This window comes from Actinacidiphila cocklensis (assembly GCF_907177275.1).
GTDB lineage: Bacteria > Actinomycetota > Actinomycetes > Streptomycetales > Streptomycetaceae > Actinacidiphila > Actinacidiphila cocklensis.
Window position 1 is genome coordinate 77,085 of record NZ_CAJSLV010000056.1, and the last position, 21,240, is coordinate 98,324.

The 21,240-nt window shown below is 73.6% G+C and carries 19 protein-coding genes; 16 read left to right on the plus strand and 3 right to left on the minus strand.

Features of this window, described 5'->3' with window-relative positions; genetic code table 11:
• The first annotated feature begins 50 nt into the window (after positions 1–50).
• From rpoZ to NFU81_RS17945, 4 genes are all read left to right on the plus strand, one after another.
• Positions 51–323, plus strand: a complete 273-nt coding sequence (gene rpoZ / locus NFU81_RS17930; RefSeq protein WP_033174507.1) for a DNA-directed RNA polymerase subunit omega — start codon at positions 51–53, stop codon at positions 321–323.
• Positions 324–441: 118 nt separating this feature from the next.
• A complete protein-coding gene (gene coaBC, locus NFU81_RS17935; RefSeq protein WP_251491007.1) occupies positions 442–1,710 on the plus strand; it encodes a bifunctional phosphopantothenoylcysteine decarboxylase/phosphopantothenate--cysteine ligase CoaBC in 1,269 nt (422 codons plus the stop codon).
• Positions 1,711–1,920: 210 nt separating this feature from the next.
• The gene (metK, locus tag NFU81_RS17940) at positions 1,921–3,144 is read left to right on the plus strand and encodes a methionine adenosyltransferase (protein ID WP_251491010.1); all 1,224 of its coding nucleotides are present in this window, start codon (positions 1,921–1,923) and stop codon (positions 3,142–3,144) included.
• A 376-nt stretch (positions 3,145–3,520) separates the two neighbouring features.
• Positions 3,521–5,584: a primosomal protein N' gene (locus NFU81_RS17945; protein WP_251491013.1), complete on the plus strand. Its 2,064-nt coding sequence runs from the start codon at positions 3,521–3,523 to the stop codon at positions 5,582–5,584.
• A gap of 238 nt (positions 5,585–5,822) precedes the next feature.
• Here the strand turns inward: NFU81_RS17945 and NFU81_RS17950 are convergent, their stop codons facing one another.
• Positions 5,823–6,275, minus strand: coding sequence for a hypothetical protein (locus NFU81_RS17950; protein ID WP_251491016.1), 453 nt, complete (start codon positions 6,273–6,275; stop codon positions 5,823–5,825).
• A 156-nt stretch (positions 6,276–6,431) separates the two neighbouring features.
• On the opposite strand from NFU81_RS17950, the gene def reads away from it, so the two are divergent.
• Genes def through NFU81_RS17965 form a run of 3 tightly spaced genes read left to right on the plus strand, consistent with a single transcriptional unit; the run spans position 6,432 to position 9,444 of the window.
• Positions 6,432–6,977, plus strand: coding sequence for a peptide deformylase (gene def / locus NFU81_RS17955; RefSeq protein ID WP_251491018.1), 546 nt, complete (start codon positions 6,432–6,434; stop codon positions 6,975–6,977).
• 31 nt (positions 6,978–7,008) lie between these two features.
• Positions 7,009–7,941: a methionyl-tRNA formyltransferase gene (gene fmt / locus NFU81_RS17960; RefSeq protein ID WP_251491020.1), complete on the plus strand. Its 933-nt coding sequence runs from the start codon at positions 7,009–7,011 to the stop codon at positions 7,939–7,941.
• 48 nt (positions 7,942–7,989) lie between these two features.
• The gene (locus NFU81_RS17965) at positions 7,990–9,444 is read left to right on the plus strand and encodes an RsmB/NOP family class I SAM-dependent RNA methyltransferase (protein WP_422665226.1); all 1,455 of its coding nucleotides are present in this window, start codon (positions 7,990–7,992) and stop codon (positions 9,442–9,444) included.
• A 202-nt stretch (positions 9,445–9,646) separates the two neighbouring features.
• Here NFU81_RS17965 and NFU81_RS17970 read toward each other — a convergent pair whose 3' ends face one another.
• Positions 9,647–11,746, minus strand: coding sequence for an MMPL family transporter (locus NFU81_RS17970; RefSeq protein WP_251491024.1), 2,100 nt, complete (start codon positions 11,744–11,746; stop codon positions 9,647–9,649).
• Between the two features lie 199 nt (positions 11,747–11,945).
• On the opposite strand from NFU81_RS17970, the gene rpe reads away from it, so the two are divergent.
• The 9 genes from rpe (at position 11,946) to NFU81_RS18015 (ending at position 20,531) form a co-directional block, all read left to right on the plus strand.
• Entirely contained in the window at positions 11,946–12,611 is a 666-nt protein-coding gene (gene rpe / locus NFU81_RS17975; RefSeq protein ID WP_251491026.1) for a ribulose-phosphate 3-epimerase, read from the plus strand.
• A gap of 115 nt (positions 12,612–12,726) precedes the next feature.
• Positions 12,727–13,713, plus strand: coding sequence for a sugar-binding transcriptional regulator (locus NFU81_RS17980; protein ID WP_251491107.1), 987 nt, complete (start codon positions 12,727–12,729; stop codon positions 13,711–13,713).
• Positions 13,714–13,787: 74 nt separating this feature from the next.
• Entirely contained in the window at positions 13,788–14,084 is a 297-nt protein-coding gene (locus NFU81_RS17985; RefSeq protein ID WP_251491029.1) for a barstar family protein, read from the plus strand.
• Positions 14,085–14,199: 115 nt separating this feature from the next.
• A complete protein-coding gene (locus tag NFU81_RS17990) occupies positions 14,200–15,648 on the plus strand; it encodes a GuaB1 family IMP dehydrogenase-related protein (RefSeq protein ID WP_251491032.1) in 1,449 nt (482 codons plus the stop codon).
• Positions 15,649–15,669: 21 nt separating this feature from the next.
• Complete coding sequence (locus NFU81_RS17995; RefSeq protein WP_205047478.1) at positions 15,670–16,125, plus strand: Lrp/AsnC family transcriptional regulator; 456 nt, start codon at positions 15,670–15,672, stop codon at positions 16,123–16,125.
• 130 nt (positions 16,126–16,255) lie between these two features.
• Positions 16,256–17,242, plus strand: coding sequence for a PRC and DUF2382 domain-containing protein (locus tag NFU81_RS18000; protein ID WP_251491035.1), 987 nt, complete (start codon positions 16,256–16,258; stop codon positions 17,240–17,242).
• Between the two features lie 163 nt (positions 17,243–17,405).
• Positions 17,406–17,882 (plus strand): carboxymuconolactone decarboxylase family protein, encoded by a 477-nt coding sequence (locus NFU81_RS18005; RefSeq protein ID WP_251491038.1) that lies wholly within the window; start codon positions 17,406–17,408, stop codon positions 17,880–17,882.
• A 163-nt stretch (positions 17,883–18,045) separates the two neighbouring features.
• Positions 18,046–18,831 (plus strand): carbon-nitrogen hydrolase family protein, encoded by a 786-nt coding sequence (locus tag NFU81_RS18010; RefSeq protein ID WP_251491041.1) that lies wholly within the window; start codon positions 18,046–18,048, stop codon positions 18,829–18,831.
• Positions 18,828–20,531, plus strand: coding sequence for a flavin monoamine oxidase family protein (locus NFU81_RS18015; RefSeq protein WP_251491044.1), 1,704 nt, complete (start codon positions 18,828–18,830; stop codon positions 20,529–20,531). Before NFU81_RS18010 ends, NFU81_RS18015 begins: the two co-directional genes overlap by 4 nt.
• On the opposite strand, the gene NFU81_RS18020 is transcribed toward NFU81_RS18015, so the two are convergent.
• On the minus strand, positions 20,492–21,202 hold the full coding sequence (locus NFU81_RS18020; RefSeq protein ID WP_251491047.1) for a DUF5995 family protein: 711 nt from the start codon (positions 21,200–21,202) through the stop codon (positions 20,492–20,494). The two genes, NFU81_RS18015 and NFU81_RS18020, sit on opposite strands and share 40 nt — an antisense overlap.
• Between the last annotated feature and the right edge of the window lie 38 nt (positions 21,203–21,240).

The following is a 21,240-nucleotide window of genomic DNA, read 5'->3' on the forward strand; positions in this document are numbered from 1 at the left end:
GCCGGCCGTTTCCCGGCCGGCACCATCCAATCAGTAGGGGTAGGTAGAGCGTGTCCTCTTCCATCACCACGCCCGAGGGCATCATCAACCCGCCGATCGACGAGCTGCTCGAAGCCACCGACTCCAAGTACAGCCTGGTGATCTACGCGGCCAAGCGCGCCCGCCAGATCAACGCGTACTACTCCCAGCTCGGCGAGGGCCTGCTGGAGTACGTCGGCCCTCTGGTGGACACCCACGTCCACGAGAAGCCGCTCTCGATCGCGCTGCGTGAGATCAACGCGGGTCTGCTGACCTCGGAGGCCGTGGAGGCCCCGGCGCACTGAGCGCTCGCGCCCGTACGGCATCCCGTACGGCAGCACACCACAGGCCCGGCGGCGCGTCCGCCGGGCCTGTGGTGTGTCATGGGGGAGAGCGGTTCCTTCGACACCCGCGGGAGAGACGATGACGCGCGAGGCTGGCAACGGGCACACGGCGGGCGACACGCCACGGGTGGTGCTCGGGGTGAGCGGCGGCATCGCCGCCTACAAGGCCTGCGAGCTGCTGCGCCGGCTCACCGAGTCCGGACACGACGTCACCGTGGTGCCGACCGACTCGGCCCTGCACTTCGTCGGCGAGGCCACCTGGTCCGCGCTGTCCGGCAACCCGGTCTCCACCCGGGTCTGGGACGACGTCCACGAGGTGCCGCACGTCAGGATCGGCCAGCACGCCGACCTGGTGGTGGTCGCCCCCGCCACCGCCGACCTGCTCGCCAGGGCCGCTCACGGCCTGGCCGACGACCTGCTCACCAACACCCTGCTCACCGCCCGCTGCCCGGTCGTCTTCGCGCCGGCCATGCACACCGAGATGTGGGAGCACGCCGCCACCCAGGAGAACGTCGCGACCCTGCGCCGCCGCGGCGCCGTCGTCATCGAACCCGCGGTCGGCCGGCTCACCGGCGTCGACACCGGCAAGGGCCGGCTGCCCGACCCGGCCGAGATCTTCGAGGTCTGCCGCCGGGTGATGGCCCGCGGCACCCTGCCGCGGGACCTGGAGGGCCGCCACGTGGTGGTCAGCGCGGGCGGCACCAGGGAACCCCTCGACCCGGTGCGTTACCTCGGCAACCGCTCCTCCGGCAAGCAGGGCTACGCGCTGGCCCGCACCGCGGTCGCCCGCGGCGCCCGGGTGACCCTGGTCGCCGCCAACACCGCGCTGGCCGACCCGGCCGGCGCCGACGTGGTACCGGTCGGCACCGCGGCGCAGCTGCGGGAGGCGGTGCTCAAGGCCGCGGGCGACGCCGACGTGGTGGTGATGGCCGCCGCGGTCGCCGACTTCCGGCCCGCCGCCTACGCCGCCGCCAAGATCAAGAAGAAGGACGACGAGGAGCCGCCGCCGCTCGCGCTGGCCCGCAACACCGACATCCTCGCCGAGCTGTCGGCGGACCGGCCGCGTCCCGGGCAGCTGGTCGTCGGCTTCGCCGCCGAGACCGACGACGTCCTCGCCCACGGCCGCGCCAAGCTCGCCCGCAAGGGCTGCGACCTGCTGGTGGTCAACGAGGTGGGGGAGAACACAGCGTTCGGCAGGGAGGACAACGAGGCGGTGGTGCTCGGCGCCGACGGCAGCGAGACGGCGGTGCCCTTCGGCCCCAAGGAAGCTCTCGCCGACACGGTGTGGGACCTGGTCGCGGCCAGGCTGCCGGGGCGTGCCGAACGGAATTCCACCGATCGGGGGTAACGAAACGGACAAATCATCCGTTACGGTGTCTCTGCAGGGCTGATCGTCCTACTGCGGGATGCCGCCGCGCCCGGGTTGGCATATCCAAGGAACGAGATGCCGTGCCCGTTCGAGCGGTCCGCCCGATAAACTGGCCGCCGGAGTGCCGGGCGCAGCCCTGTGCACCCCACCAAGAAATAGCCAGCAGCCGCTGCAACCCCAGGGAGCGATGTGTCCCGCCGCCTCTTCACCTCGGAATCTGTCACCGAGGGCCACCCCGACAAGATCGCTGACCAGATCAGCGACACGATCCTCGACGCACTCCTGACGGCCGACCCCGCATCCCGGGTGGCCGTGGAGACGATGATCACGACCGGCCAGGTGCATATCGCGGGCGAGGTGACGACGACCGCCTACGCGGACATCGCCACCCTGGTACGCAACAAGATCCTCGACATCGGGTACGACTCGTCCAAGAAGGGCTTCGACGGCGCCTCCTGCGGCGTGTCGGTGTCCATCGGCGCGCAGTCCCCCGACATCGCGCAAGGCGTCGACACCGCGTACGAGAAGCGGGTCGAGGGCGCCGCGGGCGCGGGCGAGGACGACGAGCTGGACAAGCAGGGCGCGGGCGACCAGGGCCTGATGTTCGGCTACGCGTCCGACGAGACGCCCGAGCTGATGCCGCTGCCGATCACCCTGGCGCACCGGCTCTCCCGGCGCCTCACCGAGGTCCGCAAGAACGGCACGATCCCGTACCTGCGCCCCGACGGGAAGACCCAGGTCACCATCGAGTACGACGGCGACAAGGCGGTACGCCTCGACACCGTCGTCGTCTCCTCCCAGCACGCCTCCGACATCGACCTGGAGTCGCTGCTCGCCCCCGACATCCGCGAGTTCGTGGTCGAGGTGGAGCTGAAGGCGCTCCTCGACGACGGCATCAAGCTCGACACCGAGGGCTACAAGCTGCTCGTCAACCCGACAGGTCGCTTCGAGATCGGCGGCCCGATGGGTGACGCGGGCCTCACCGGCCGGAAGATCATCATCGACACGTACGGCGGCATGGCCCGCCACGGCGGCGGTGCCTTCTCCGGCAAGGACCCGTCCAAGGTCGACCGCTCCGCCGCGTACGCGATGCGCTGGGTCGCCAAGAACGTGGTGGCGGCCGGCCTCGCCGCCCGCTGCGAGGTCCAGGTCGCCTACGCCATCGGCAAGGCGGAGCCCGTCGGGCTCTTCGTCGAGACGTTCGGCACGGAGAACGTCGACGTCGAGAAGATCGAGCAGGCCATCGCCCAGGTCTTCGACCTGCGCCCGGCCGCGATCATCCGCGACCTCGACCTGCTCCGCCCGATCTACGCGCAGACGGCGGCCTACGGCCACTTCGGCCGCGAGCTCCCCGACTTCACGTGGGAGCGCACCGACCGCGTCGACGCACTCCGCACAGCCTCGGGCCTCTAGCCACCGGCCCCCAGTTCCCCGCGCCCCCGAAAACGCCCACCCTCTGCACAGAGGCCAGGCCAGGGGCGCGGGGAACTGCGCGTTCGGCCCCGGCGGCGGACAAGCCGACCGCCCACCGCAGGTGGCACTCTCTCGCGGCGCTGGGGGTACCCCCAGGCGAAGCTCTGGGGCGGAACCGCGCGCTCGGCCGCGACGGCGCGGAGGGCAAGCGCGCAGCGCAAGGGGCCAGGGGCAATCACCCGGGGGCGCTGGGGGTACTCCCAGGCGAAGCTCTGGGGGCGGAACCGCGCGCGCAACCCGCCACCGGTGGGAAGCCGACCGTCCACGGCAAGTGGCACCCACCTGGGTTGTCGGAGCGGTCTGCGAGACTCAGGGGGTGAGCCCAGAAGAACCCCCTGCGGCCGAGCAGCTGGCTCTGATCCGCGCCACCACCCGCAAGGCCAAGGCCAAACCCCGTACCTGGCGCGGAGCGCAACTGGCCGAGGGGCTCCCGGTGGCCCGGGTGCTGGTGGACAAGGGGCTGCTGCACCTGGACCAGTTCTTCGACTACGCCGTACCCGCCGCGATGGACGCCGACGCCCAGCCCGGCGTGCGGGTGCGGGTGCGCTTCGGCGCCCGGGTCGTCAAGGGGCGCCGGGAGGGCGGCACCCTGCACGACGGCTTCATCGTCGAGCGCCGGGCCGACAGCGACTACGCAGGCCCGCTCGCCCCGCTGGCCCAGGTGCTCTCCGCCGAGGTCGTGCTGACCCCGCCGCTGCTCAGCCTGTGCCGGCACGTCGCCGACCGCTACGCCGGCGCGCTCGCCGACGTCGTCCAGCTCGCCGTACCGCCGCGGATGGCCCGCGCGGAGAAGGACCCCTCGCCCGACCCGCTGCCCGCCCCCGCGGCGCCGGAGCCCGGCAGCTGGTCGCGTTACGCCACCGGCCCCGCCTACCTGCAGGCCCTCGCCCGTGGTGACACCCCCCGGGCGGTCTGGCTGGCGCTGCCGGGACCGCACTGGCCCGCGGAACTGGCCCGCGCCATCGGCGCCACGCTGGCCTCCGGGCGCGGCGCCCTGGCCGTCCTGCCCGACGGGCGCTCCGCCGCCCGCGCCGACGCGGCCCTCACCGAGCTGCTCGGCGAGGGCCGCCATGTGATGCTCACCGCCGACGCAGGCCCCGAGGAGCGGTACCGCCGCTGGCTCGCGGTCAGCCGCGGCGCGGTCCGCGCGGTCGTCGGGACCCGCGCGGCGATGTTCGCCCCCGTCGCCGACCTCGGCCTCGTCGCCCTGTGGGACGACGGCGACTCCAGCCACGCGGAACCGCACGCCCCGCAGCCGCACGCCAGGGACGTCCTGCTGCTGCGGGCCGCCGAGGAGCGCACCGCCTTCCTTCTCGGCGGCCTCACCGGCACCGTCGAGGGCGCGCAGCTCGTCGACAGCGGCTGGGCGCTGCCGCTGGCCGCCGCCCGCGACCAGGTGCGGGCCGCGGCGCCGCTGGTCCGTACCGTCGGCGACGCCGACCAGGCCAGGGACGCCGCCGCCCGCGCCGCCCGGCTGCCCTCCCTCGCCTGGCAGGTCACCCGCGACGCCCTCGCCCACGGGCCGGTCCTGGTCCAGGTGCCCAGGCGCGGCTACGTCCCCAGGCTCGCCTGCGACTCCTGCCGCAATCCCGCGCGGTGCGCGGCCTGCGCGGGGCCGCTGGAGCTGCGGGAGCGCGGCGGTACGCCGTCCTGCGGCTGGTGCGGGCGGCCCGCGGCGGACTGGCACTGCCAGGAGTGCGGCGGGTTCCGGCTGCGGGCACAGGTGGTGGGGGCGCGGCGCACCGCCGAGGAGCTGGGCCGGGCCTTCCCCCGGGTGCCGGTGCGGACCTCGGGGCGCGACACCGTGCTGCCGTCGGTCGGCGCCGCGCCCGCGCTCGTGATCGCCACGCCGGGTGCGGAGCCGGTCGCCGAAGGGCCTGGTTACGCGGCCGCGCTGCTGCTCGACGGCTGGGCGCTGCTGAACCGCCCCGACCTGCGGGCCGGTGAGGAGGCGCTGCGGCGCTGGGCGGCGGCGTCGGCGCTGGTCAGGTCCGCGGGGGAGGGCGGCACCGTACTGGTGCTCGCCGAGCCGACGCTGCGGCCGGTGCAGGCGCTCGTGCGGTGGGACCCGGCCGGGCACGCCGTGCGGGAGCTGGCCGAGCGGGCGGAGCTGCGGTTCCCGCCGGTGTCGCGGATGGCGTCGGTCAGCGGGCCGGCCGCCGCGGTGGCCGAGCTGCTGGCGCTGGTGCGGCTGCCGCCGGACACCGATCAGCTCGGGCCCGTGCCGACGCCGGCCGGCGGCGAGCGCCTGCTCCTGCGGGTGCCGCCGGGCAGCGGTGCGGCGCTGGCCGCGGCGCTCAAGTCGGGCCAGGTGGCCCGGGCCACCCGCGGCGGCGGCGACCCGGTCGCCGTCCGCCTCGACCCGACGGACATCGGCTAGGGCCCGCTAGGGCGGGTCCGCAAGGTCCCGTCGTCCGCCCGAGGGGCGGGGCCGACGGCGTCGGGTGCGTGCGATCGCACGGCGGAGGGTCGTCCTCGTAGCGGGACTGCTCGGACGAGCCCGACAACGCCGGGGGCTCCTCCCGCCGAAGGCAGGGGGAGAGCGCGCGTGCCGGGCGCCGTCGGCCGGACGGGACCTTGCGGACCCGCTCCAGGCACCCCCGCGCGGGCTCGCCGGGTCAGCCGTTGCGCGGACTGGGAAGCACGGGATCCGTCGGCATGGAGCGGGCCGCAGGCACGGTGGGCAGGGCCTCCTCCTCCGCCGGGGAGGCGGGCGGCACGGCCGGCCGCCGGCCGCCGTAGCGGCGGTGCACCGCCTGTTTGGTCACCCCGAGCGCGGAGCCCACCGCGTCCCAGGAGAAGCCGAGCGAGCGGTCGAACTCGACCGCCGCGGTGACCAGCGTCTCGACGCTGTCCCGAAGCTCCTGCGCGAGCCGCACCGTGGGGGCGGGCGCCCGCCCGTAGACCACGAAGCCGGCCGTGGGGCCGCTGCGCCGCGGACGGTAGACGTTGCCCAGCTGGGCGGTGAGGGTCCGCAGCGCATCCACCTGCCGGCGGACTCTTTCGATGTCCCGCACGAGCAGGTGCAGGCTTGCCCGCGCCTGGGCGTCAGGGGTTGCGTGGTCGGGCATCTACAGGCCTCTCCAACCGACGGTTACAGAACTCTCATGACCAACGCGCCACCACCCTCGGAGTCACGCCCCAGGGGCGCGCGGCCGGGTGTGCACCCCTGGGGCGGGCCCGAACTAGAATCGGCAGTCGTCCCCGTCCGGCAGGAGAAGCGACCCGTGACCGTCAAGCCCATCCGCATGTTCGGCGACCCCGTGCTGCGCATGACGGCCCAGCCGGTCACGACGTTCGACGCGGAACTGCGCACTCTGGTCGAGGACTTGACCGAGACGATGCAGGCCGCCCCGGGCGCCGGTCTGGCCGCCCCGCAACTGGGGGTGTCGCTGCGGGTGTTCACGTACTTCGTGGAAGGCGAGCTGGGCCATCTGATCAACCCGGACCTGACGTTGAGCGCAGAGGAGCAGGACGGCCCCGAGGGCTGCCTGTCGCTGCCCGGGCTGACGTACGACTGCCGCCGGGCGTACGGCGTCGTCGCCCGGGGCGTGAACATGTGGGGCGACCCGGTCACGGTGGAGGGCACCCAGCGGCTGGCCCGCTGCATCCAGCACGAGACCGACCACCTGGACGGCATCATCTTCGTCGACCGCCTCGACCCCGAGCAGCGGGCCGCGGCGCTGCTGGCGGTCCGGGAGGCCGAATGGGCGGGGGAGCCCGCGCCGCAGGTCAGGACCTCCCCGCACGGCACGTCCGGCCGCGCACTGTGACACCGTCGATCCGAGAGGCACACCCCGCACGATGAAGCTCGTCCTCGCCGGCACCCCCGAGGTCGCCGTACCCGCGCTCGACGCCCTGATCGCCTCCGGGCGGCACGAGGTCGCCGCCGTCGTGACCCGGCCGGACGCGACGGCGGGCCGCGGGCGCAAGCTCGTCGCCAGCCCCGTCGCCGAACGGGCCGCGGCCGCCGGGATCGAGGTGCTCAAGCCGGCCAGGCCGCGCGACGAGGACTTCCTCGACCGGCTGCGGGAGATCGCCCCCGACTGCTGCCCGGTCGTCGCCTACGGCGCGCTGCTGCCGAAGGTCGCGCTGGACGTGCCCGTGCACGGGTGGGTCAACCTGCACTTCTCGCTGCTGCCCGCCTGGCGGGGTGCCGCGCCGGTGCAGCACGCGGTGATGGCCGGCGACGAGGTCACCGGCGCGTCGACCTTCCTGATCGAGCAGGGCCTCGACTCGGGGCCGGTCTACGGCGTCGTCACGGAGGAGATCCGCGGCACCGACACCAGCGGCGACCTGCTCGGGCGGCTGGCGGTGAGCGGCGCCGGCCTGCTGGTGGCGACCATGGACGGGATCGAGGACGGCCGGCTGTCCGCCAGGCCGCAGCCCGCGGAGGGGATCACCCTCGCACCCAAGATCGCCGTCGAGGACGCGGCCGTGGACTGGACAGCCCCTGCGCTGCGGGTCGACCGGCTGATCAGGGGCTGCACCCCGGCCCCCGGCGCCTGGACCCTCATCGGCGGCGAGCGCCTCAAGCTCGGCCCGGTGTCCCTGGCCCCCGAGCGCACCGACCTGCGCCCCGGCGAGCTGTCGGTCGGCAAGAACTCCGTGCACGTCGGCACCGGAAGCCACGCGGTGCTGCTGGGCGAGGTCCAGCCGCAGGGCAAGAAGCGGATGCCCGCCGCCGCCTGGTCCCGCGGCACCCACCTGCCCGCCGAGACGGTTCTGGGGCGTTAGTCCCCGCCCCGCGCCCGGGACGTAGGCTGGCGGGAGCCGAGGACGAGGATGCGGAGCACATTGAACGCGAAAGACCAGCAGCGACGCCCGCAGGGCACACCGTACCGGCGCCCGCAGCGCGACCCGGTGCGGGTGCTCGCTTTCGAGGCGCTGCGCGCCGTCGACGAGCGGGACGCGTACGCGAACCTGGTCCTGCCCGGGCTGCTGCGGGCCGCCGAGCGCGAGGCGGCGGCCAAGGGCCGGGAGTTCGACCGGCGGGACGCGGCACTCGCGACGGAACTGGTCTACGGGACGCTGCGGCACCAGGGGACGTACGACGCGGTGCTCGCCGCGTGCGTGGACCGGCCGCTGCGCGAGGTCGACCCGCCGGTGCTCGACGTCCTCGCGCTGGGCGCGCACCAGCTCCTCGCGACCAGGATCCCGCCGCACGCGGCGGTCTCCGCGACCGTCGACCTGGCACGGGTGGTGCTGGGGGAGGGCCGGGCGCGCTTCGTCAACGCCGTGCTGCGCCGGGTCGCCGCGCAGGACCTGGACGGCTGGCTCGAACAGGTGGCGCCGCCCTACGACGAGGACGCCGAGCAGCACCTCGCCGTCGTGCACTCGCACCCGCGGTGGATCGTCTCCGCGCTGTGGGACGCGCTCGGCGGCGGTCGGGCCGGCATCGAGGACCTGCTGGCCGCCGACAACGAACGGCCCGAGGTCACCCTGGTGGCCCGGCCGGGCAGGTCCAGCGCGGCGGAGGTCGCCGCGTCGCTGCCCGACGGTGCCACCGAGCCGGGCCGCTGGTCCCCCTACGCGGTGCGCCTCGCCGAGGGCGGCGACCCCGCCGCGGTCGAGGCGGTGCGAGAGGGCAGGGCGGGCGTCCAGGACGAGGGCAGCCAGCTGGTGGCCGCCGCCCTGGCCGCGGTGCCCGTCGAGGGCCGCGACGAGCGGTGGCTCGACGGCTGCGCGGGGCCCGGCGGCAAGGCCGCGCTGCTGGCCGGCCTCGCGGCCGGGCGCGGTGCCACGCTGGTGGCCGCGGAGAAGCAGCCGCACCGGGCGAGGCTGGTGGCCCGCGCGCTGGCCGGCAACCCCGGCCCGTACCAGGTCGTCGTGGCCGACGGTACGCATCCGGCGTGGGCGCCGGGGTCCTTCGACCGGGTGCTCGTCGACGTGCCGTGCACCGGTCTCGGCGCGTTGCGCCGCCGGCCAGAAGCCCGGTGGCGGCGGCGCGCGGAGGACGTACCGGGCTTCGCGCCCCTGCAACGCGGGCTGCTGACCGAGGCGCTGCGGGCGGTGCGGGTCGGCGGCGTCGTCGGCTACGCCACCTGCTCGCCGCACCCGGCCGAGACGCGGGCGGTCGTGGACGACGTCCTCGCCAAGGTCCCGGGCGCGGAACTCCTCGACGCCCGCGCTTTCTTCCCCGACGTCCCGTCCCTCGGCGACGGCCCCGACGTCCAGCTCTGGCCGCACCTGCACGGCACGGACGCGATGTATCTGGCGCTCTTGCGCCGCGTTGCTTGACGGTGGGTCAGGAGCTGCGCCTTGCGGTGGGCGGTCCGCTTTCCGCCGGTGGCCGGTCGCGCGCGCAGTTCCGCCCCCGGAGCTTCGCCCGGGGGTACCCCCGGCGCCCCTTTTGGCCTGCGCCCTCCCACGCACAGCGCTCGCCCCTGGCAGGGGGTCACCCTCTGCGGAGAGGGTGAGCGTTTTTCGGGGGCGCCGGCTGCTAAGCCGGTGGCTCGGGGAGGTGGGAGGGGAGCCAGATGCGGTCGCCCAGGTCCAAGGCGATCGCAGAGACGAGCACCGACCGTACGACGAACGTGTCGAGCAGCACGCCGAAAGCCACGGCGAAGCCGATCTCCGCGAAGGCGACGACCGGCAGCGTGCCGAGGACGGCGAACGTGCCGGCCAGCACCAGGCCGGCCGAGGTGATGACGCCGCCCGTGGCGGCAAGCCCGGTGCGCACCCCCTCCCGCGTGCCCAGAGCGGCGCTCTCCTCCCGGATGCGGGTCATCAGGAAGATGTTGTAGTCGATGCCAAGCGCGACCAGGAAGACGAAGACGAACAGCGGGAACGCGGTGTCCTCGCCGGCGTAGCCGAAGACGTGGCGGAAGACGACCGAGCTGACGCCCAGCGCCGCCGCGAAGGACAGCACCACCGTCGCGATGAGCACCAGCGGTGCGACCAGGGCGCGCAGCAGCACCGCCAGGATGAGCATCACGACCAGCAGGATCACCGGGATGAGCAGCTTGTTGTCCCGCGCGGACGCCTGCGCGGTGTCCTTGAGGACCGCGGTCCCGCCGCCGACCTTCGCGTCGGCGCCCGGCAGCTGGTGCAGGGTGGTCCGCGCCCGGTCGACCGTGGCGCGTGCGGCGCTGCCGTCGGGGCGGTCGGTGAGGGTCGCCTCCAGGTAGACGCGGCCGTTCTTCTGCGGGGTGACGCCCGGCGGGGTGCCGACGGAGCCGGGGACGACGCCGGGGATCGTCCGGAGCGCCGCGGTGACCTGCGTCGCGGAGCCCGCGTCGGCGACGACGATCATCGGCTGGCCGCCGCCGGCCGGGAAGTAGCGGTCCTGGAGGCGCTGGCCGACGACCGAGTCGGGGGTGTCGGTGAAGGTGTCGGCACTGGCGAGGCCGACCGCGTTGAGGGAGAACAGGCCGAAGCAGAGCGCGCCGAGCACGACCACCGTGGTCACCCACACGGCGCGCGGGCGGCGGCTGATCCGCTGCCCGATCCGCGCCCACACCCCGGTCCTGGTCGGCTCGGGGGTGCCGACGTGCGGGACGACCGGCCAGAAGACCCAGCGTCCGACGATCACCAGGAGCGCGGGGAAGAGCGTGATCATCGAGATCAGGGCGACCGCGACGCCGATCGCGGCGACCGGGCCGAGGCCCGAGGTGGAGTTCATGTCGGCGGCCAGCAGGCACAGCATGCTCAGGGCGACGGTCGCGGCGCTGGCGATGACCGCGGGGCCGGCCCGGTGCAGGGCCATCGCCATCGCCTCGTGCCGGTCCTCGTGGCGGCGGAGCTCCTCCCGGTAGCGGGCCACGAGCAGCAGCGCGTAGTCCGTACCGGCGCCGAAGACCAGCACGGTGAGGATGCCGGCGCTCTGCGCGTTGACCACCAGTCCCGCGTGCCTGGCCAGCAGGTAGATCAGCGCCTCCGCGGTGAAGAGGGCGGCGACCACCGCGAGCACCGGCAGCACGAGCAGGCTGAGGCTGCGGTAGGTGATCAGCAGGATCACGACGACGACGGCGAGTGCCGCGTAGAGGAGGGTGCCGTCGATGCCGGCGAAGGCCTTGCTGGAGTCGGCCGCGTAGCCGCCGGGTCCCGTGATGTGGACCTGGAGCCCGTCGCCGCCCTGTTCCGCGGTGGTCCGCAGGTCGTCGACCGCGTCCTGGATCGAGGTCCAGCCGCTCTCCTCGATCGCGATCGGCACGATCACCTGGGCGGCCCGCGGCGACTGCTCGCGGTCCAGCCGGGGGCCGGCGGTGCGGGAGCCGATGATGCCGTGGGCGGTCATCGTGCGCATGGCCGCGGTGTTGCGGCCGATCGTGGCGACGTCGGCCGGGGTGAGCCCGCCGGGCCGGGTGTAGACGATCACCGCGGGTGCGGACTCGGGGACGAACTCCTTCTGGATCTGCAGGACTTTCGTCGACTCCGCCTGTCCGGGCAGCCAGCTCGCCGCGTCGTTCTTCTCCGCGTCCATCAGCTTCTGCGCCAGCGGCGCGAGCGCCACCAGCACGACCACCCACAGCACCAGCACGACCCATTTGCCGCGCCGCCCGCACACCAGGTGCGCCAACCGTCCCGCTTCGCCCGCCATCTGCGCGATCCCCCGATCCGCTCGGTGGTGGCCCCCGTGCTCTCCCATGGGCGTGCGGAGAGCGGCCAGGCAACAGCATCGCACCGGTGTTCCGTTCCCGCGCGGTGGTTCCGCGGAGCACGAGTGGTCGGTCACGCAGCGCGATCTGCGCCTTGGACGCGGTTTTCCCCGCCGGTCGGTGATCTGGTTTGCTGGGCGCATGAGCGTGCAGATCAGCCCCAGCATCCTTTCCGCGGACTTCGCCCGGCTCGCCGAGGAGGCGAAGGCCGTCGAGGGCGCCGACTGGCTCCATGTCGACGTGATGGACAACCACTTCGTGCCCAACCTGACGCTGGGTCTGCCGGTGGTGGAGTCGCTGCGCAAGGCGACCGACACGCCGCTGGACTGCCACCTGATGATCGAGAACCCGGACCGCTGGGCGCCGGCCTACGTCGAGGCGGGCGCGTCCTCGGTGACCTTCCACGCCGAGGCGGCCACCGCCCCGGTCCGTATCGCCCGGGAGATCCGTGCCAAGGGCGCCCGCGCCTCGATGGCGCTGCGGCCCGCGACGCCGATCGAGCCGTACGAGGACCTGCTGCCCGAGCTGGACATGCTGCTGATCATGACGATCGAACCGGGCTTCGGCGGGCAGCCGTTCCTGGACATCATGCTGCCCAAGATCCGCCGCACCCGGGCGCTGATCGACAAGCACGGCCTCGACCTGTGGCTGCAGGTGGACGGCGGGGTGTCGGCCGAGACCATCGAGCGCTGCGCGGAGGCCGGCGCCGACAACTTCGTCGCGGGCACCGCGGTCTACGGCGCCGACGTCCCCGCGGCGGCGGTACGGGCGCTGCGCGAGCAGGCCGCCGCGGTCCACCGGCACTGACCGCGGCCCCGGGCTACGCGCCCGTAACCCCCGGCGTCTGCGAGGATGAACGCGGAGCCGATCAGCTGGGCAACTGGGGAGAACCGACGTGAGCACAGGTCGCACGCACGTGCGCATGGGCCCCGGAGAGATGGTCCAGGCGGCGGCGATGGCGCGTCGCTTCTACCTGGAGGGCAAGTCCAAGATCCAGATCGCCGAGGAGTTCGGGGTAAGCCGCTTCAAGGTGGCCCGGGTGCTGGAAACGGCGCTGGAGCGCGATCTGGTCAGGATCGAGATCCGGGTGCCCGCCGAGCTGGACGCCGAGCGCTCCGACGCGCTGCGCGCGCACTACGGGCTGCGGCACGCGGTCGTCGTGCAGACCCCGCCGGACCAGGCCGACGCGCCCGACCCGGAGAACCTGGGCGCGGTCGCCGCGGGCCTGCTCGGCGAACTGGTATCCGACGGCGACGTGCTGGGCCTGGCGTGGGGCCGGTCCATCATCACCATGGCCAACGCCCTGGACCGGCTCGCCCCCTGCACGGTCGTCCAGCTCACCGGCGTATACGACGTCGGCACCACCGAGCGCGGCTCGGTCGAGGCGGTCCGCACCGCGGCCGCGGTCTCCGGCGGCGAGGCGCACCCGCTGTACGCGCCGATGGTGCTGGCCGACCCGGCCACCGCGGCGGCGCTGCGGGCGCAGAGCGGTATCGCCGCGGCCATGGGCTACTACGACAAGGTGACCGTCGCCGTGGTGTCGGTCGGTTCGTGGGAGGCGGGCGTGTCCACCGTCCACGACGCGCTCACCGACGCCGAGCGCGAGCACTACGCCGGGCTCGGGGTGGCCGCCGAGATGTCCTCGCACCTGTTCGACTCCCAGGGCCGCCGGGTCGGCCGCGACCTGGGGGAGCGCTGCATCACCATCGAGGCGGACCGGCTGCGCCGCATCCCCGAGGTGCTGGCCATCGCCGGCGGTACGCGCAAGGCCGCCGCGATCGACGCGGTGCTGCGCTCCGGCCTGGTCACCAGCCTGGTCACCGACACCGCGGCCGCCGACCAGATGCTGCGCTCCACCGCGGCCGCCCGCCGCCCGGCCCTGGACCGCGCCGACCCCGACGGGTCCTGAGGCCCGCCTGATCGCCGCGCGGGACCCGGGCGCGCTGCCGTGCCGCCGGTGACCTGCTGTGGCAGCATCGGCGCATGCGCGTGCTCGACCTGACCGGCGTCGGCGACCGGCAGGGTTTCATGGATCGGTGCACCGCCGACCTGGGCCTGCCCGACTGGTTCGGCCGCAACTGGGACGCCCTCGCCGACTGCCTCACCGATCTGTCCTGGTGGCCGGCGGAGCCCGGCGGCCGGCGGCTGGTCGTCAGGGGATGGCACGGGTACGCGGCGCTCCTGCCGCGCGAGTGGCGGATCGTGAAGGACATCCTGCGGGACGCCGAGCTGTTCTGGCAGGACACCGACACCGAGCTGCGGGTCGTCCTGGAAGACTGAGCGGCCGCGGTGGCCGGGGGAGCGTCCGCCGGGGGAGCGTCTGGAGGAACCGACAGCCGCCCGTCCGAAGTGCCGGATGTTCGTCCGTAGGCAGCGCACGCCCACCCGTGCAAATATGAAGTACGTGCGTTTCCTCAATGATGTTCAGCCTCCGTACGACCTGACGTACGACGACGTCTTCATGGTGCCGACCCGCAGCGCGGTGGGCTCCCGCCAGGGGGTGGACCTCAGGTCCCCCGACGGGACGGGCACCACCATTCCGCTGGTGGTCGCCAACATGACCGCCATCGCCGGCCGCCGGATGGCCGAGACCGTGGCCCGCCGCGGCGGCCTGGTCGTCATCCCCCAGGACATCCCGATCGATGTCGTCGCCGACGTCGTCGGCTATGTCAAGCAGCGCCATCTGGTGCTCGACACCCCCATCACGCTGGCCCCCGGCCAGACCGTCGCCGACGCGCTGGCGCTGCTGCCCAAGCGGGCGCACGGCGCCGCCGTGGTGGTCGAGGACGGCCGCCCGGTCGGCGTGGTCGTCGAGTCGGACCTGACCGGGGTGGACCGCTTCACCCAGGTCTCCGAGGTGATGTCCGCCGACCTGCTGGTGCTGGACGCGGACATCGACCCGCGGGACGCCTTCAACCGGCTGGTCGACGCGCACCGCAAGCTCGCCCCCGCGGTCGACGCGGACGGGCGGCTGGCCGGCATCCTGACCCGTACGGCCGCGCTGCGCGCCACTCTCTACGAGCCGGCCGTCGACGCCGAGGGACGGCTGCGGATCGCCGCCGCCGTCGGCATCAACGGCGACGTGGCGGGTAAGGCCGCGCAGCTGCTCAAGGCCGGGGTGGACACCCTGGTGGTGGACACCGCGCACGGCCACCAGGAGTCGATGATCGCCGCGGTCCGCGCGGTCCGCTCGCTCGACCCGGCGGTGCCGCTGGTCGCGGGCAACGTGGTCGCGGCCGAGGGCGTGCGCGACCTGATAGAGGCGGGCGCCGACATCGTCAAGGTCGGGGTCGGCCCGGGCGCGATGTGCACCACCCGGATGATGACCGGGGTGGGCAGGCCGCAGTTCTCCGCCGTCCTGGAGTGCGCCGCGGAGGCCCGCAAGTACGGCAAGCACGTCTGGGCCGACGGCGGGGTGCGGCACCCGCGGGACGTGGCGATGGCCCTGGCGGCCGGCGCGTCCAACGTGATGATCGGCTCGTGGTTCGCCGGTACGTACGAGTCGCCCGGCGACCTCCAGCAGACCGCGGACGGGCGGCTGTACAAGGAGTCCTTCGGGATGGCCTCGGCCCGCGCGGTCCGCAACCGCACCAGCGACGAGTCGGCGTACGACCGGGCGCGCAAGGCGCTGTTCGAGGAGGGCATCTCGACCTCACGGATGTTCCTCGACCCGGCGCGGCCCGGGGTGGAGGACCTGATCGACTCGATCATCGCCGGGGTGCGCAGCTCGTGCACGTACGCCGGCGCCGCCTCGCTGGCCGAGTTCGAGCGCAACGCGATCGTCGGCATCCAGAGCGCCGCGGGATACGCCGAGGGCAAGCCCTTGCACGCCAGCTGGCAGTAGCCGGCGGTAGCGTCGGGGCTCGTGCCGCTGAACGAACTCGACGAACGCATCGTCCACGCCCTGGCCGCCGACGCCCGCCGCTCCTACGCCGACATCGGCGCCGAGGTGGGACTGTCCGCGCCCGCCGTCAAACGCCGGGTCGACCGGCTGCTGGCGGCGGGCGCGATCACCGGCTTCACCGTACGGGTCGACCCGGCCGCGCTCGGCTGGCAGACCGAGGCGCTGGTGGAGCTGTACTGCCGCCACAACACCTCGCCCGCCGACATCAGGCGCGGCCTGTCCCGCTACCCCGAGGTGGCGTCCGCCTCGACGGTGACCGGCGAGGCGGACGCGGTGGTGCAGGTCTTCGCCGCCGACGTGCGGCACTTCGAGCAGGTGCTGGAACGGATCGCCGGCGAGCCGTTCGTGACCCGCACGAAGTCGGTGCTGGTGCTCTCGCCGCTGCTGCGCCGCTACGGCGCGGGCAGCCCCGGCTGATCCGACCTGCGGCTTTACCGGACAGGTCGACTGTTTGCGCATTTTGTCGGGATTCCTAGGTTTTGCCGGAATCTCCCGGGTAATCCGTTCATTGACCGTTCCCAGGTCACGGCAGCCCCGAGGAGGCAACATGATCACGCGCGAACAGATACCCCAGGTGGTGGGCCATCCGGTCCATGACACCGAAGGCAAGAAGGTCGGTGATGCCAAGCACATGTACCTGGACGACAAGTCCGGAAACCCCGAGTGGGTGACGGTCAAGACCGGGTTCTTCGGCAGCAACGAGACCTTCGTACCGACCCGTTCCGCGCGACTGGTCCAGGACCACCTGGAGGTGCCCTACCCGAAGGAGAAGATCAAGGGCGCACCCAACGTGGACGTCGACTCCGGCGGCCACCTGTCCGTGGAGGAGGAGCAGCACCTCTACCGTTACTACGGCATCGAGCGGACCGGCGACAAGGGCATGTCGCCCGACAAGTCCGCGGGCGCGGCGGGCGCGGCAGGGGCTGCAGCCGGGGCCGGAGCCGGGACCGCGGCGGCCGCCAAGTCCGGTGGTGACGCGGGCACCGGTATGAGCCGCGGCAGCGACAGCGGCGGCACCGGCATGGACAAGTCCGCGGGCGCGGGCTCGGGCGCCGCCTTCGCGTCCGGCGGCAGCGGCTCCCCCGAGCGCATGGCTGCGGGAGACGTCGCGGCCGAGGGCGAGTCGATGACCCGCTCCGAGGAGGAGATGCACGTCAAGGTCGAACGCCATGCCTCGGGGAAGGCCAGGCTGCACAAATACGTGGAGGTCGAGGAGGTCGAGCAGACCGTGCCGGTGCGGCACGAGGAGGTCAAGCTCGAACGCGAGCCGCTCAGCGCCGCCGACCGCGAGGCGCTGCGCTCCGGAGCGCAGATCAGCGAGGCGGAGCGCTTCGTGACGCTGCACGAGGAAAGCCCCGTGGTGGAGACCGAGGTCGTCGCCAAGGAGCGGGTCAGGATGCGCGTCGAGGAGCACGTCGAGCAGAAGAAGGTGCACGGGCGGGTCCGCAAGGAGCGGATCGAGGCCGACATGGAAGGGCCGAGCGACACCCTTCCCGGCGACAGCCCCAGCCGCGGCGGCCGCCCCGAACGCTGAGACCGCACGCCGTACGACGCCCGGCCCCCGGCAACGGGAGCGCCGGGCGCCGGTGCGCCCGGCCCGGCCCCGCCCTTGGCCCGCGGCCCCGTGTCACAGGCCGCGGGGCTGTCTCGTCCCAGGTGGTGTCACGACACCGCCGAACAAGACAAGGGACGCACCCATGGAACCCCGAGTGAACCTCGCCGACATCCCCTTCGCAGGCCGGGCCATGAAGTACCTGGCCTCGGCGAGCCGGGTGGTGATCACCGAATCGACGCTGCCGAAGGCGACGCAGGACCTGGTGGTGCTGCGCGCCAGCCAGATCAACGGCTGCGGCTTCTGCACCGACATGCACACCAAGGACGCCGCCCAGGCCGGCGAGACCGCGCAGCGCCTGCACCTGGTGGCCGCCTGGCGGGAGACCGACGTCTTCACCGAGGCCGAGCGCGCCGCCTTCGACCTGGCCGAGGAGGGCACCCGGATCGCCGACGCGGCAGGGGGTGTCCCGGACGAGGTGTGGGCGAACGCCGCCAAGCACTACGACGAGCAGCAGCTCACCGGCCTCGCCCTGCTCATCGGCCTGATCAACGCCAGCAACCGGATGTGCGTCATCACCCGGCAGCAAGGCGGCCACTACCAGCCGGGACAGTTCGACTGACCGTCTCCGCTCCCCTCGGCGCAACAGATCGCCGGGGGGAGCGGGCAAGACGCAACGAATCGCACGGGTAGGCGCAATGTTCGGCTCTTCCGCCGGTCGGCTGCGGCGATTAGCGTCGGGGGAGTCCCCCCGATACCCCGCTGACCAGGTGAAAGAGGCCCCCTTGCGGATCGCGGTAGCCCAAGGGTGCGCACCCGGGCTCGACGCGCTGGACGCCGCCGCGGCACAGGCCGCCGAGCGCGGCGCCCGGCTGCTGATCACCCCCGAGCTGTCGCTGACCGGGTACGTGCTCGGCCCGCAGGCCGCGGCCCTGGCCGAACCTGCGGACGGCCCGGCCGCCCGCCAGGTCCGGCGGATCGCCGCCCGGCACGGCGTCGCCGTCGTCTACGGCCACCCGGAACGGGACGGCGCCGCCGTCCACAACACCGCCGGCCTCGTCGGCCCCGACGGCACCCTGCTCGCGGCCTACCGCAAGACCCACCTGTACGGCGACCAGGAGCGTGCCGCCTTCACCCCCGGCACGCAGCAGGTCGTGCAGGCCGACCTCGACGGCCTCAGGATCGGGCTGCTGATCTGCTACGACGTCGAGTTCCCCGAGACCGTCAGAGCGCACGCGCTGGCCGGCACCGACCTGCTGGCCGTGCCCACCGCCCTCATGCGGCCCTACGAGTTCGTCCCGCGGGTCCTGGTACCGGCCAGGGCGTACGAGAACGGCCTGCACCTCGCGTACGCCAACCGCTGCGGCCCGGAGGGCGACCTCGACTTCGCCGGGCTGAGCTGCCTGGCGGGACCCGACGGCGAGGTACGCGCCAGGGCCGGCGCAGGCCCCGAGCTGCTCATCGCCGACGTCGACCCCGAACGCAACGCAGCCGCGCGGGCGGTCACCCCGTATCTGACCGACCGCCGACCCGACCTCTACCGCACCATCGCCAGGAGCCCCCGCCCATGACGTCCGTGCCCACCGCCGTCCACGACGAGCAGCACATCCAGGCGCAGACCGAACCGCCCATCACCATGTTCGGCCCCGACTTCCCCTACGCCTACGACGACTTCCTCGCCCACCCCGCCGGGCTCGGCTCGGTGCCGCCCACCGAGCACGGCACCGAGGTCGCGGTGATCGGCGGCGGGCTGTCCGGCATCGTCACGGCGTACGAACTGCTCAAGATGGGCCTGCGGCCGGTCGTCTACGAGGCCGACCGGATCGGCGGGCGGCTGCGTACCGTCGGCTTCGACGGATGCGACCCCGAGCTGACCGCGGAACTGGGCGCGATGCGCTTCCCGCCGTCCTCCACGGCCTTCTGGCACTACGCGGACCTGGTGGGCCTGCACAGCACGCCCTTCCCCAACCCGCTGGCGCCCTGCACCCCCTCCACGGTCGTCGACCTCAAGGGCGAGTCGCACTACGCCACCTCGGTGGACGACCTGCCCGAGGTCTACCACCAGGTCATGCACGCCTGGAACGCCTGCCTGGAGGACGGCGCCGACTTCTCCGCCATGCAGCGGGCGCTGCGCGAGCGGGACGTGCCCGAGATCCGGCGGATCTGGTCGGCGCTGGTCGAGAAGCTGGACAACCAGACCTTCTACGGCTTCCTGTGCGACTCGCCCGCCTTCAAGTCCTTCCGGCACCGGGAGATCTTCGGGCAGGTCGGCTTCGGTACCGGCGGCTGGGACACCGACTTCCCCAACTCCATCCTGGAGATCCTGCGGGTCGTCTACACCGGCGCCGACGACGACCACCGCGGCATCGACGGCGGCAGCCAGCAGCTCCCGCAGCGGCTGTGGGAGCGCGCACCGGACAAGGCCGTGCACTGGCCGCGCGGCACCTCGCTCTCCTCGCTGCACGGCGGCGAGCCGCGCCCCGCCGTCACCGGGCTGCACCGCACCGCGGGCAACCGGATCACCGTCACCGACGCCACCGGCGACATCCGCACCTACAAGGCGGCGGTCTTCACCGCCCAGTCCTGGCTGCTGCTGTCGAAGATCGCCTGCGACGACGCGCTCTTCCCGATCGACCACTGGACGGCGATGGAGCGCACGCACTACATGGAGTCGAGCAAGCTCTTCGTGCCCGTCGACCGGCCGTTCTGGCTCGACAAGGACCCGCGCACCGGCCGCGACACCCTGTCGATGACGCTCACCGACCGGATGACCCGCGGCACCTACCTGCTCGACGACGGCCCGGACCGGCCCGCCGCGATCTGCCTGTCGTACACCTGGTGCGACGACAGCCTCAAATGGCTGCCGCTGAGCGCGCACGAGCGGATGGAGGTCATGCTCAAGTCGCTCGGCGAGGTCTACCCGGGCGTCGACATCAGGAAGCACGTCATCGGCAACCCGGTGACCGTCTCGTGGGAGAACGAGCCCTGGTTCATGGGCGCGTTCAAGGCCAACCTGCCCGGCCACTACCGCTACCAGCGGCGGCTGTTCACCCACTTCGTGCAGGACGCGCTGCCCGCCGACCGGCGCGGGCTCTTCCTCGCGGGCGACGACATCTCCTGGACCGCGGGCTGGGCCGAGGGCGCGGTGCAGACCGCGCTGAACGCGGTGTGGGGCGTCATGCACCACCTCGGCGGCAGCACCGACCCGCTGAACCCGGGACCCGGCGACCGCTACGAGGAGATCGCGCCCGTCATGCTGCCCGAGGACTGACGCCCGCAGCCGACCGGCGTCAGCAGCAGCCGCCCGATCAGGCCGACACCCGCGTCGAGCCGGCTCACGCACTCGTCGCGGGCGTCGTCGGTCCCGCGCAGCGCCCACAGCAGCCGGGCCGCCGCCCACGCGGCGTCCCTGGCCCTGGCCAGCGACCACGAGCCGACCAGGTGCGTCAGCGGGTCGGCCGCCTCCAGCAGGTCGGGTCCGGGCATCAGCAGCTCCCGCACCTCCCCCTCGATCGCGGTCAACGCCTCGCCGACCCGGTCGAAGTCCGCTTCGAGGTCCTGCAGCGCGCGTCCGGTCTCCCGGCAGGTGTCCACCACCGCGAGCGCCAGGTCGTGGCCCACATGCGCGTTGATGCCGGCCAGCGCGAACTGCAGCGGCCTGATGCCCGGGTGGGCGCGCATCACGAACAGCGGGCGCCAGCAGGCCGGCGGGCGGCGGCCCGCCGCGTCGTCCGCCACCGCGGCCAGATACCGTCCCGCGAACCGCACGGCCAGCTCGCCGGCCGCCGCACGGTCCGCGAACTCCCCGGCGGCCAGCCGCCGCCGCACCTCCTCGGTCACCGCGGCATAGACCCGGTTGAAGACCGCGACGCCGTCGTCGTACGGCAGCACCTCGTCCACGCGCCGCATCCGGTCCAGGACACCGGCCACATCGATCACCATGCGCCCCAGTGTCCCCACCCGCCGGTTGCGCGCCACGC